The following is a 12,593-nucleotide window of genomic DNA, read 5'->3' on the forward strand; positions in this document are numbered from 1 at the left end:
GCTCCCGGAAGGCGGGTGGATTTAAACTCTAGCCGGGGCGAGAAAAGATCAAATTCGGCGCGGCCGGCTGGATTTGCCGCGGTTCGGCGGCAGTGCGCTCAGATCCGGCTGGTGGTGGCAGGCCGTTCCGGTGCCGGCTCGGCCAGCAGGGCGGCCACTACCGCCTCGGCGTCATCCACCACGGTGAACAGGGTGGTGGCGGTGCGGCGGGCAAAACCGCGCTCGATCACCGCTTCCACCAGCGCCAGCAGGGGATGCCAGTAATCCCCCGTATTCAGCACGATCACCGGCTTGTCATGCAGCTTGAGCTGTCGCCAGGTCACCACCTCGAAGAATTCGTCCAGCGTACCCAGCCCGCCGGGCATGGCGATGAAGGCGTCCGACATGTCGACCATCATGCGCTTGCGCGTATGCATGCTGTCGACCACATGCAGTTCCGTCAGGCCGGTATGTCCGACTTCCCAATCATGCAGATGGTTGGGAATGATGCCGACCACCTCGCCGCCGGCAGCCAGCGCCGCTTCGGCCACCACGCCCATCAGGCCGATGCGGCCACCGCCATAGATCAGGCGGATGCCGTTCTCGGCCAGGCGGCGACCAAGGATCTGGGCCTGGGCGGTATAGATCTGGCTCTCGCCGAGGCTCGAGCCGCAATAGACGCAGACGGAGCGGATGGCGGTCATCGCGGGTCCAAACTGGGAGGTGGTTTCTGTGGGTGGGGATGGGTAGCCGATTCTGTCCGTTTGCGCCAGCGCCAGTTCTGGCCGTTGCCGGGCACCGTCGTTACTCCGGGGTAACGTTCGTTGAATTCTTCGTGAGGATTGAATGACTTGTCGTCGGGCTGCCGCAGACCGGGTATAGAAGATTCCGGCCCGGCACAGCAGACGGGTCTCAACGAGGGGAAACTCATATGACACGGTGGCATAAGGCGGTTCTGGCGGCAGCGCTGGGCGTGGCGGTGACGGCGGCGGCCGGCCTGGCGGTGGCTCAGGCCGATATCATCAAGGCCCGGCAGGAGGGCATGAAGGCGCAGGGCGCCGCCATGGCGGCGATCAAGAAGGTGGTCGACGAAAATGGTCCGGCGGCCAATGCCGTTGCGCCGGCCGCGACCATTGCGGCCTCGGTTGCAAAGGCGCCGGGTCTGTTCCCGAAGGGCTCGGACAAGGGTGCGGAAACCTGGGCCAAGCCCGAAATCTGGGCCAACTGGGCTGATTTCGAGAAGATGGCGGCGGCCAGCAAGGCCGCGGCCGAGAAGCTGGAGGCTTCGGCCAAGGCCGGCAACATGGATGCCGTGAAGGCCGACTTTGCCGCCCTGGGCGGCACCTGCGGTTCCTGCCACCGGCCCTATCGTACGCCCAAGAGCTGAGCGGACCGACCCGTTTACTGACGCGGACGGGCCGGCTTAAGCCGGCCCGTTTTTTATTGCGCCCACTTTATTGTTATTGCGATTGCGGTTTGCGCGGCAGGCTCTCGATCGGCGGCAGCGATTTCAGATAGACGGCTATCGCCAGACGGTCCCCGGCGGTCAGGTACTTCGTGCTTTCCGCCACCACGTCGCCCATCAGTCCGCCAGTGAAATCGCCATCCGGCGTCATGCCGCTGCCGATGAAATCGGCGATGTCCTTCTCGCTCCAGCGGCTAATCCCGGCGGAGGGATGCGGCGTGATGTTGGGGACCGATTTGCCTTCGGCGCCGTCAGTCGAGCCGGCGAACATCCTGTCGGATTTCAGGCCGCCCAGCAGGTTACGTTGGGTGTGGCATTCGCCGCAGTGGCCCAGCGCGTTGACCAGATAGGCGCCACGGTTCCAGGCCGCGGGTTTTGCCGGGTCGGCAACGAAAGGCTTGCCGTCGAAATAGAGGAGCTTCCAGCCCCACACGGCGAGCCGCAGATTGAACGGGAAGGGCACGTCATGGGGCTTGTTCGCCTGCCTGACCGGCGGTTGTGCCCGCAGATAGGCCCAGAGCGCCTGCATGTCCGCGTCGGTGATCTTGGCGAAAGCGGTGTAGGGGAAGGACGGGAAGTAGTTTTCTCCCGCGGGCGACAGGCCCTTGCGCATTGCCTTGACGAAGTCGGCTTCGCTCCAGCGCCCGATGCCGGTTTCGGGGTCCGGCGTGATATTGGGGGAAAAGAAGGTGCCGAATGGCGTCGGCAGGCCTCGTCCGCCGGCCAGGGGCTGGCCCTTGTTCTTGGTGTCGGTGTGGCATTCGAAGCAGCCACCGGCGCGGAACACATAGGCGCCACGTTGCACCGGATCGGCGGAAACAGCCGGATTGGCCGCGTTCTGCCCGAAAGCGGCGGCGGGCCAGGCAAGGGTCAACGCAACCAGCCAGGCCGGCCATTGCCGTTGCGGAGGGGGAAAGGTCATGTGTCGGCCCCGAGCGCGATGTTCTAGACGGCGGAAGGGTTTATTACAGGGGGCCAGCTTAGGGGAGTTGCGATGCCACAGGCGAGGTTTTAATCTCACCCGTCGTTCACAATTTGGCTAGCCGGGATAATACGGTGCGGGGCAGTCGTTTCTTCTTCATCCTTCTCGGCGTCGCTGTCCTGGGCATCCTGGCGGTGATTTTCTTCGGTGCCGACCCGAACAAGCGCGGCATGACCCCGCAGGCCAATATCCCGGCGCCGCCGCCGGTGCCCGCCGCGCCCGCCGCGCCGCCGGCCGACAGCGTGGCCAGGGTGTCTCCCAGTTTTGACGTGGTGCGCATCAGCCGCAACTGCACCTCCGTTTTCGCCGGCCGCGCCATGGCGGGCTCGGTGGTGGTGGTCAAGACCGGCCAGCGTGAGCTCGGCCGCGTGACAGCCGACAGCCGTGGCGAGTGGGTGCTGGTGCCCGACCTGCCGCTGGAAAAAGGCAACCAGGAATTCGTGCTCGAATCCCAGATGCAGGGTCAGGACCCCATCAAGGCCGAGGCGAGCGTGGTCGCCGTGGTGCCGGAATGCCAGCCGGGCGAGGGCGGTGAGCAGGCGATTGCCGTGCTGACCCCGTTGAAAGGCGCCAGCCGGCTGCTGCAGCGGCCCGATGGCCCGCTCGATCCGGCCCGCAAGGGCCTGGCGCTGGATGCCATCGATTACGACCAGAGCGGCAACCTGATCCTGTCCGGCCGGGCCCAGCCCGGCGCCACGGTGCAGATTTACCTGAACAACGAACCGATCGGCGTCGCCACCGCGGACAAGAACGGCCGCTGGACCATGAAGCCTGAAAAGGCCGTCGATCCCGGCATCTATTCGCTGCGCGTCGATCAGGTCGAACAGACCGGCGGCAAGGTTGCCTCGCGCCTGGAACTACCCTTCAGCCGGGCCCGGCCGGAAGACATCAAGTTCAACGAGGATGGCTCCAGCGTGGTGGTCCAGCCTGGCAACAGCCTGTGGCGCATCGCCCGCCGCCTGTATGGCGAGGGACCGCTTTATACCGAGATTTATCGCGCCAATCAGGGCCAGATCCGGGACCCGGATCTGATCTATCCGGGGCAGGTTTTCTCGTTGCCGCGCGGCGAGAACGGCGCGGCGCCCAAAGCCCAGAACTGATCTCACGGCCCCGGGGCTGGGTCATGGTCGGATAGACCTGCCGGCAGCCTTAACCGGAAGCCCGCAGCAGGCTACACTGGCGCCATGAACATCATTTCCACGATCGACCGGGCCGCGCCCGGGATCGGGTGCGTCGAGGATTGGTTGCGTGACAATTGATGCGCCTGAAGCGAGGCCGGGCATGGCTGCCGGGATGCCGTCGCAGGGCGTCGCGCCGGTCTTTGCCGCGCTCGACCTCGGCACCAACAATTGCCGCCTGCTGATTGCCCGGCCGCACCGCGACGGCTTCCGGGTCATCGAGGCGTTCTCCCGCATCGTCCGGCTGGGCGAAGGGCTGTCCACCTCCGGCGTCCTGTCGGATGCGGCGATGGCCCGCACCATCGACGCGCTGAAAATCTGCTCCGAGAAAATGGCGCGCCGCGGCGTGGCCGTAGCCCGGGCGGTCGCCACCGAGGCCTGCCGGCGCGCCGGCAACGGCGCCGAATTCCTGCATGACGTGAAAGTCGCCACCGGTATCCAGCTCGACATCATTTCGACGGCGGAAGAGGCGCGCCTGGCGCTCACTGGCTGTGCGCCCTTGCTCGAGCCGCCGCATCGCGAAGCCATCGTGTTCGATATCGGCGGCGGTTCGACGGAAATCCTCTGGGCCAGGCTGCCCGGTGGTGGCCGCACCGAGGTGATCGACTGGATTTCGCTGCCCTACGGCGTCGTCAACCTGACCGAGCGGTTCGGCGCCGGCGACCGGGAGAGCGGCTCGTATGAGCGCATGATCGAGGAAGTTTCGGCCGCCCTGCAGCCCTTCGAGGCCAAACATGCTCTGGGCGAGAAGCTGAAAAGCGGCGAGGTGCAGGTACTGGGCACTTCGGGCACGGTTACCACGCTGGCCGGCGTGTTGCTCGGCCTGCCGCGCTATGAACGCCGCCATGTCGATGGCTGCTGGCTCGATTTTCCCACCGTGATCGCGCAGTCGCACCAGCTGGCGGCGCAGACCGTGCCGGAACGCGCGCTGCATCCCTGCATCGGCGAGGAGCGCGCCGATCTGGTGGTGGCCGGCTGCGCCATCCTGGAATCGTTGTATCGCTTCTGGCCGGCGCCGCGTCTGCGGGTTGCCGATCGCGGCGTGCGCGAGGGCGTGCTGGTCGAGCTGATGCGTCAGTCGCGCTCCGGTGCCACCAGGACGCCGCGATGAACGCACCGCGCAAACCCGGCCCCAAGGTGAAGGTGAAGACGGCGCGCGGGCGCACCGTCGGCCAGGCGCGCTGGCTGCAGCGCCAGCTCAACGATCCCTATGTGGCCGCGGCCAAGACCGAGGGCTGGCGCAGCCGCGCCGCCTACAAGCTGATCGAGCTGGACGAGAAATACAAACTGCTCAAGCCGGGCATGCGCGTGGTCGATCTGGGGGCGGCGCCCGGCGGCTGGACCCAGGTGGCGGTCAAGCGCGTGAAGGCCGGCGATCAGGCCGGCGGCTTCGTGCTCGGTGTCGACATCAACCCGGTCGATCCCATCGTGGGGGCCACCCTGATGCAGCAGGATTTTCTGGCCGAGGGGGCGGACCAGAAGGTGATCGACGCGCTGGGCGGCAAGGCCGACCTGGTGCTGTCCGACATGGCGGCGCCGGCCACCGGCCACCGCCAGACCGACCATATCCGCATCATGGCCTTGTGCGAGGCGGCGCTGGATTTCGCCCTGCGGGTGCTCAACCCGGGCGGGGCCTTCGTCGCCAAGGTGCTGCGTGGCGGCACCGAAAACGAGCTGCTGAACACCATGAAACGGGATTTCCGCGCCGTGCGGCACGTCAAACCGCCGGCCTCCCGGGCGGATTCGGCCGAATCCTACGTGATCGCCACCGGCTTTCGCGGCTAAACCCGCTTAAATGTGGGAGCTTTTGAGGCTGGACCCGGCGGCGAAGAGGGGCTATATCCTCCGCGGCAAGGACCCACTTCACTCCCTCAGGAGCCGCCTTGCCAATGGCCGCGTCGGACCTTTCCGAGCCCGCGGTGGACCCGGCATACCTTGCCGCCACCCCTTTCATCGATAGCGATCATGCGGCCGTGCGCGCGTTTGCCCGTGCGGCGGCCGGCGACGAGACGGACCCCAGGGCCAAGGCGATCCGGCTCTATTACGCGGTGCGCGACCGCTTCCTCTACGATCCCTATTCCGTCGAAGTCAGCCAGGATGGCATGCGCGCCTCCGGCGTGATCGAGCGTGGTAAGGGCTTCTGCGTCAACAAGGCGATCCTGCTGGCGGCCGTGGCGCGGGCCGAGGGCATTCCGGCGCGGCTGGGCCTGGCCGATGTGAAGAACCACCTGGCCACCGAGCGCCTGCGCGCCCAGATGGGCACCGATATCTTCTACTATCACGGCTATACGGAACTCCATATCGAGGGCAGATGGGTGAAGGCGACGCCGGCCTTCAACCTGGCGCTCTGCGAGAAATTCCGCGTGTTGCCGCTCGAATTCGATGGCGAAACGGACTCGGTGTTCCATCCTTTCGACGCCGACAACCGCCGCCACATGGAATACGTCGCCGATCGCGGCAGCTTTGCCGACCTGCCATTCGCCGAATGGCGCGACGCGATGCTGACCTACTATCCCGACCTGATGAAAGAAGACCGCAACGGTGGTGACTTCGCCGCCGAGGCGGCTGCCGAAAACAACAAAAAGCCCCAGACCAGACCCGCGTGATCCAAGGAGTATCCCATGCAATTCCGTGAAGCCTATACCTTCGACGACGTATTGCTGGAGCCGGCCGCCTCCAGCGTGCTGCCCACCGAAGTGGATACCCGCACGCGCCTGACCCGCAGTATCGAACTGGGCATCCCGCTGATCTCGGCCGCGATGGATACCGTCACCGAGGCCCGCATGGCCATCGCCATGGCGCAGGCCGGCGGCATCGGCGTGATCCACAAGAATCTGACCATCGAGGAACAGGCCCGCGAAGTCGCCGCGGTGAAGAAGTTCGAATCCGGCATGGTGGTCAATCCGCTCACCGTGCGGCCCGATGCCACCCTGGCCGATGCGCTGGCGCTGATGGAGCGCCACGGTATCCACGGCATTCCGGTCACCGAGACCCAGGGCGGCAAGCTGGTCGGCGTGCTGACCAACCGCGACGTCCGTTTCGCCACCGACATGGCCCAGCCGGTCCATGAGCTGATGACCAAGCATCCGCTGATCACCGTGCGCGAGGGCGTGTCGATCGGCGAAGCCAAGCGGTTGCTGCACCAGCATCGCATCGAGAAGCTGCTGGTGGTGGACGAGGCCTATCGCTGCGTCGGCCTGATCACGGTGAAGGATATTGAAAAGGCCCGCCTGCATCCCAACGCCTGCAAGGACGAGCAGGGCCGGCTGCGCTGCGCCGCTGCTGTCTCCACCGGCTCGGATGGCCTGGAACGCGCCCAGGAGCTGATCAATGCCGGCGTCGACGTCATCATCGTCGATACCGCCCACGGCCATTCCAGCCGCGTGCTGGACACCATCACGGCGATCAAGAAGGTGTCCAATCGCACCCAGGTGATCGGCGGCAATGTCGCCACCACCGAAGGCACCCGGGCGCTGATCGATGCCGGCGTCGATGCCGTCAAGGTCGGCATTGGCCCGGGTTCGATCTGCACCACGCGGATCGTGGCCGGCGTCGGCGTGCCGCAGCTTACGGCCGTGGCCGATGCGGTGGCTGTCGCCGAGAAGTTCGGCATTCCGATCATCGCCGATGGCGGCATCAAGTTCTCCGGCGATCTGGCCAAGGCGATAGCCGCCGGCGCCAGCGCCTGCATGATCGGCTCGCTGCTGGCCGGCACCGACGAGGCGCCGGGCGAGGTGTTCCTCTATCAGGGCCGTTCCTACAAATCCTATCGCGGTATGGGCTCGATCGGCGCCATGGGCCGTGGCTCGGCTGATCGCTACTTCCAGCAGGAAGTCGGCGACAAGCTGAAACTGGTGCCCGAGGGCATCGAGGGCCGCGTCGCCTTCAAGGGGCCGGCCGGCACTATCCTGCACCAGCTGGTCGGCGGCCTGCGCGCGGCGATGGGCTATACCGGCAATGGCACGCTGGACCAGATGCGCAAGAATTGCCGGTTCATCCGCATCACCTCGGCCGGCCTGCGTGAAAGCCATGTGCATGACGTGGCGATCACCCGCGAAGCGCCCAATTACCGGCAGGAGAATTAAGCCTCGATGACGCCGGCTGCGCGCCTGGCGGCAAGCATCGAGATCATCGCCGAAATCCTGCAGCGCGCCGCGGCCGCCGACCGCATGGTGGCCGAATGGCAGAAACGCAGCCGCTTCGCCGGCGCGAAAGACCGCCGCGCGGTGACCGAGCAGGTCTATGCCGTGTTGCGCGAACAGGGCATGCGGCGCTGGCGGCTGCAGCAGGCCGGCGCCGAGCTGACGCCGCGCCTGCTGGTCTTCGCCGATGCCTCGACGCCCCTGCATGTCTGGCAGCAGCTCTGCGATGGCAGCCGCTATGCGCCGGCGCCGCTGGATGACACGGAGGCCGCCGCGCTGGCGCGCCTGCCATCCGACGATGCCGCGCCGCTCTGGGCGCGCGGCAACCTGCCGCCGGAAGTGGCCGCCATGGTGCAGCAGGCCTTCGGCGCCGATACCGAGATGGAGCTGGCCGCGCTGAACGGCCGGGCGCCGCTCGATCTACGTGTCAACACGCTGAAGACCAACCGCGGCCTCGTGCTGGAGCAATTGCAGGCTGGCGGCATCACGGCGGCTGCCACGCCGTTCTCGCCGCTGGGCATCCGCATCCCCGAGCGCGTCCGGCTGGAGATGAACGATCTCTACCGCGACGGCCTGATCGAACCGCAGGACGAGGCCGCTCAGCTGGCCGGCCTGCTGGTCGATGCCCGGCCGGGTGAAGTCGTGATCGACCTCTGCGCCGGGGCCGGCGGCAAGACCCTGCTGCTGGCGGCTGCTATGCGCAACCAGGGCGAACTGCATGCCGCCGACAACGACCAGCGGCGGCTCGACCGCCTGACGCCACGGCTGGAACGCGCCGGCGTGCGCAACACCACTGTGCACCCGGCCGCCGCCATGCCCGACCTGCTGCGCAAGCTGGAAGGGCAGGCCGACCGCGTGCTGCTGGACGTGCCTTGCTCGGGCAGCGGCACCTGGCGGCGCAACCCGGAGGCGCGCTGGCGCTACGATCCGGCCAGCCTGGACGAGGTGCTGCGGCGCCAGCGCGGCCTGCTGGTCGATGGCGCCCGGCTGGTGCGGCCCGGCGGTCGACTGGTTTATGCCACCTGTTCGATCCTGCCCGCCGAAAATGGCGAGCAGGCAGATTGGTTCCTCAACCATCACGGGGAATTTACGGCGCTGCCGCTGGCCGAGGCCTGGGGTGAGGCTATAACCGACTCCCGTATGCGTTCCGGGGCACGGCTGTCCCTGACGCCCTACCGCCATGGCACCGACGGCTTTTTCGCCGCTGCCTTCCGGCGGGCCGGCTGAGGGGTGGCCGTATGAACCCCGGGACGGATATACTGTCATCCGCATCGAGGAGCTTCGCGATGTCCGTATCCCGTATCCTGCCGGTTGCCCTGCTGGCCGCCGCCTTCAGCCTTTCTCCGATTCTTTTTTCCGTGATGCCGGCCCATGCCGCCGGCGGCAGCGATCCGGCCCCCGCCGCCCGCCCGGTCGATCCGAATTTCACCGAGGGCCGCAAGGCCATCGACGCCAAGAACTTCAGCGCGGCGATCCCGCTGTTCCAGGCCGTGGTGGCCAAGGATGCCCAGAATGCCGACGCCTATAACTGGCTGGGTTATGCCTATCGCAACCTGGGCAATTACGAGCAGTCCTTTGCCCAATACGCCAAGGCCCTGCAGATCGATCCGCGCCATCGCGGCGCCCATGAATATATCGGCGAGGCCTATCTGAAGACCAACCAGCTTGAGAAGGCCGAGGAGCATCTCAAGCGCCTCGACAGCCTGTGCGTGTTCGGTTGCGCCGAATATACCGAGCTGAAAACCAAGATCGCCGCCTTCAAGGCCGGCAAACCGAGTTGAGGAGGGAGGGACCCATGTCGATCTTGCGTCGTATTCCAGGCCTTATAGTCCTCGCTGCCCTGCTGGCCCTGCCGCCCGCTGCCGTCTTTGCCATGGGCAGCGATCCGGCCCCGGCAGCTGCCAAGCCGGCCGACCCCGATTTCGCCGAGGGCCGCAAGGCCATCGATGCCAAGGATTTCGCCGCGGCCATCCCGCTGTTCCAGAAGGTGGTGGCCAGGGACGATAAAAACGCCGATGCCTTCAACTGGCTGGGTTATGCCCTGCGCAACCAGGGCGACTACGACAAGGCCTTCATCGCTTATAACCGCGCGCTGGAGCTCAACCCCAAGCATCGCGGCGCCCACGAATATATCGGCGAGGCTTACTTAAAGACCAACCAGCCTGACAAGGCCGAGGAGCACCTCAAAAGGCTCAGCAGCCTTTGCACCTTCGGCTGCGCCGAGTATACGGAACTGAAAAACAGGATCGCCGCCTATCGGGCGGCAAAACCAAGCTGAAGCAAGTTGGCTGGAGCAGGGGCCCCCGACCGGGGGCCTCTTCGCTTCGGCCCCAACCACAGGAGCGGAAGTACCCCGATGGCGGAGCGTATTCTCATCGTCGATTTCGGATCGCAGGTCACCCAGCTGATTGCCCGCCGCGTACGCGAGGCCGGCGTGTATTGCGAGATCGTTCCGTTCCAGAAGGCGGCCGAGGCGCTGAACGCCGAAAGCCCGCATGGCGAGCTGAAGGGCATCATCCTCTCCGGCGGCCCGGCTTCCACGACAGAGGAATTTTCGCCCCGCGCGCCGCAGGCGGTGTTCGAGCGCAACCTGCCGGTCTTCGGCATCTGCTACGGCGAACAGACCATCTGCACCCAGCTCGGCGGCCAGGTCGAGACCGGCCATCACCGCGAATTCGGCCGCGCCTTCCTTGAGATCAAGGACGATTGTGGCCTGTTCGACGGCGTCTGGGGCAAGGGCGAAAAGCACCAGGTGTGGATGAGCCACGGCGACAAGATCACCAAGATCCCCGATGGCTTCCGCGTGGTGGGTGTCAGCGACGGCTCGCCCTATGCCGCCATCGCCGACGACAAGCGCAAGATCTACGCCGTGCAGTTCCACCCCGAGGTGATGCACACGCTGGACGGCGCCAAGCTGCTGCGCAACTTCGTGCGCAAGGTGGCGGGCTGCTCGGGCGAATGGAGCATGAAGGGTTACCGCGCCGAGGCGATTGCCAAGATCCGTGCCCAAGTGGGCAAAGGCCGGGTGATCTGCGGCCTGTCCGGCGGCGTCGATTCTTCCGTGGCGGCTGTGCTGATCCACGAAGCCATCGGCGAGCAGCTCACCTGCGTCTTCGTCGATCACGGCCTGCTGCGCAAGGGCGAGGGCGAAGAGGTCGTGAAGCTCTTCCGCGAGCATTACAACATCCCGCTGATCCACAAGGATGCTTCCGCGCTGTTCCTGGGCAAGCTGGCCGGCGTCTCCGATCCCGAGACCAAGCGCAAGACCATCGGCGCGCTGTTCATCGACGTGTTCGAGGAAGAAGCCAAGAAGATCGGCGGCGCAGAATTCCTGGCGCAAGGGACTCTCTATCCCGACGTGATCGAAAGCATCAGCTTCCATGGCGGCCCCAGCGTCACCATCAAGTCGCACCACAATGTGGGCGGCCTGCCCGAACGCATGAACATGAAGCTGGTCGAGCCCCTGCGCGAGCTGTTCAAGGACGAGGTGCGCGACCTGGGTCGTGAACTCGGCCTGCCCGAAAGCCTGGTCGGCCGGCACCCCTTCCCGGGCCCGGGTCTCGCCATCCGCATTCCCGGCGACATCACCAAGGACAAGCTCGACCTGCTGCGCGAGATCGACGCGGTGTATCTGGATGAAATCCGCAAGTCCGGCCTGTATGACGATATCTGGCAGGCTTTCGCCGTGCTGCTGCCGGTGCGCACCGTGGGCGTGATGGGCGATGGCCGCACCTACGATCAGGCCTGCGCGTTGCGCGCCGTCACCTCCACCGACGGCATGACGGCGGATTACTACCCGTTCCCGCACGACTTCCTCGGCCGCGTCGCCACCCGCATCATCAACGAGGTGAAGGGCGTGAACCGCGTGACCTACGACATCACCTCGAAGCCGCCGGGCACCATTGAATGGGAATAAGGGGCGCGTGGGCGCAAAACGTTTTCAGTTTCTAAGTCAGTGCACATCCCATGATTCGTCTCGATAACGTCAGTAAGCAGCACGGCCACCAGATTCTGTTCATCGATGCGTCGATGGGCCTCCAGAAGGGGGAGAAGGCGGGGCTGGTCGGGCCGAACGGCGCCGGCAAGTCCACGCTGTTCCGCATGATCGTCGGCGAGGAAAAGCCCGACGATGGCCAGGTATCGATCGATACCGGCATGACCATCGGCTATTTCAACCAGGATGTCGGCGAGATGTCGGGCCAGTCTGCTGTCGCCGCCGTGATGGATGGCGTCGGGCCGGTCAGCGCGCTGGCCGCCGAGATGGCGCAGCTTGAGGCCGCCATGGTCGACCCTGAGCAGGCAGACGACATGGAAGCCCTGATCGAGCGGTATGGCGAGGTGCAGGCGCGCTTCCAGGAACTGGACGGCTATGCGCTGGAGGCCAAGGCGCGCGAGGTGCTGGCGGGCTTGAGTTTCAGCCAGGAGCGCATGGACGGCGATGTGGGGCTGCTGTCGGGCGGCTGGAAGATGCGCGTGGCGCTGGCCCGTATTCTGCTGATGCGCCCGGACGGCATGCTGCTCGACGAGCCGAGCAACCATCTCGATCTCGAAAGCCTGATCTGGCTGGAAAGTTTCCTGAAGAACTACGACGGCGCGCTGCTGATGACCTCGCATGACCGCGAGTTCATGAACCGCATCGTCGGCAAGATCGTCGAGATCGATGGCGGCACGCTCACCACCTATTCCGGCAACTATGATTTCTACGACCAGCAGCGCGCGCTGAACGAGAAGCAGCGCCAGGCGCAGTTCGAGCGCCAGCAGGCGATGCTGGCCAAGGAGATCAAGTTCATCGAGCGCTTCAAGGCGCGCGCCTCGCACGCCGCCCAGGTGCAGAGCCGGGTGAAGAA

Annotated in this window: 13 protein-coding genes; 11 read left to right on the forward strand and 2 right to left on the reverse strand. The window is 65.9% G+C overall.

All coding sequences use genetic code 11. From position 1 onward, the window contains the following. Nucleotides 1-98 precede the first annotated feature (98 nt). Entirely contained in the window at nucleotides 99-683 is a 585-nt protein-coding gene (locus Q1J79_RS07560; RefSeq protein ID WP_300298786.1) for a TIGR00730 family Rossman fold protein, read from the reverse strand. Nucleotides 684-910: 227 nt separating this feature from the next. Here Q1J79_RS07560 and Q1J79_RS07565 point away from each other — a divergent pair, with 227 nt between their 5' ends. Next, complete coding sequence (locus tag Q1J79_RS07565; RefSeq protein ID WP_300298787.1) at nucleotides 911-1,366, forward strand: cytochrome c; 456 nt, start codon at nucleotides 911-913, stop codon at nucleotides 1,364-1,366. Between the two features lie 73 nt (nucleotides 1,367-1,439). Here Q1J79_RS07565 and Q1J79_RS07570 read toward each other — a convergent pair whose 3' ends face one another. Further along, on the reverse strand, nucleotides 1,440-2,366 hold the full coding sequence (locus tag Q1J79_RS07570) for a cytochrome c (protein ID WP_300298791.1): 927 nt from the start codon (nucleotides 2,364-2,366) through the stop codon (nucleotides 1,440-1,442). A gap of 134 nt (nucleotides 2,367-2,500) precedes the next feature. On the opposite strand from Q1J79_RS07570, the gene Q1J79_RS07575 reads away from it, so the two are divergent. From Q1J79_RS07575 to Q1J79_RS07620, 10 genes are all read left to right on the forward strand, one after another. Then, a complete protein-coding gene (locus Q1J79_RS07575; RefSeq protein ID WP_300298794.1) occupies nucleotides 2,501-3,526 on the forward strand; it encodes a LysM peptidoglycan-binding domain-containing protein in 1,026 nt (341 codons plus the stop codon). Nucleotides 3,527-3,707: 181 nt separating this feature from the next. Next, on the forward strand, nucleotides 3,708-4,715 hold the full coding sequence (locus Q1J79_RS07580; protein WP_300298797.1) for a Ppx/GppA phosphatase family protein: 1,008 nt from the start codon (nucleotides 3,708-3,710) through the stop codon (nucleotides 4,713-4,715). Then, a complete protein-coding gene (locus Q1J79_RS07585; RefSeq protein WP_300298800.1) occupies nucleotides 4,712-5,389 on the forward strand; it encodes an RlmE family RNA methyltransferase in 678 nt (225 codons plus the stop codon). The genes Q1J79_RS07580 and Q1J79_RS07585 overlap by 4 nt, the downstream gene beginning before the upstream one ends. A gap of 188 nt (nucleotides 5,390-5,577) precedes the next feature. After that, nucleotides 5,578-6,210, forward strand: a complete 633-nt coding sequence (locus Q1J79_RS07590) for a transglutaminase family protein (RefSeq protein ID WP_300298803.1) — start codon at nucleotides 5,578-5,580, stop codon at nucleotides 6,208-6,210. 15 nt (nucleotides 6,211-6,225) lie between these two features. Continuing rightward, nucleotides 6,226-7,689: an IMP dehydrogenase gene (gene guaB / locus Q1J79_RS07595; protein ID WP_300298806.1), complete on the forward strand. Its 1,464-nt coding sequence runs from the start codon at nucleotides 6,226-6,228 to the stop codon at nucleotides 7,687-7,689. A 6-nt stretch (nucleotides 7,690-7,695) separates the two neighbouring features. After that, complete coding sequence (locus Q1J79_RS07600) at nucleotides 7,696-8,973, forward strand: RsmB/NOP family class I SAM-dependent RNA methyltransferase (protein WP_300298808.1); 1,278 nt, start codon at nucleotides 7,696-7,698, stop codon at nucleotides 8,971-8,973. A 59-nt stretch (nucleotides 8,974-9,032) separates the two neighbouring features. Next, on the forward strand, nucleotides 9,033-9,527 hold the full coding sequence (locus tag Q1J79_RS07605) for a tetratricopeptide repeat protein (protein ID WP_300298811.1): 495 nt from the start codon (nucleotides 9,033-9,035) through the stop codon (nucleotides 9,525-9,527). Between the two features lie 14 nt (nucleotides 9,528-9,541). After that, the gene (locus tag Q1J79_RS07610; protein WP_300298814.1) at nucleotides 9,542-10,024 is read left to right on the forward strand and encodes a tetratricopeptide repeat protein; all 483 of its coding nucleotides are present in this window, start codon (nucleotides 9,542-9,544) and stop codon (nucleotides 10,022-10,024) included. Nucleotides 10,025-10,102: 78 nt separating this feature from the next. Continuing rightward, entirely contained in the window at nucleotides 10,103-11,662 is a 1,560-nt protein-coding gene (guaA, locus tag Q1J79_RS07615) for a glutamine-hydrolyzing GMP synthase (RefSeq protein WP_300298816.1), read from the forward strand. Between the two features lie 50 nt (nucleotides 11,663-11,712). Then, the coding region (locus Q1J79_RS07620; RefSeq protein WP_300298819.1) for an ABC-F family ATP-binding cassette domain-containing protein at nucleotides 11,713-12,593 on the forward strand (881 nt) is incomplete at its 3' end.

This window comes from Ferrovibrio sp. (genome assembly GCF_029255545.1).
Taxonomy (GTDB): Bacteria; Pseudomonadota; Alphaproteobacteria; order Ferrovibrionales; family Ferrovibrionaceae; genus Ferrovibrio.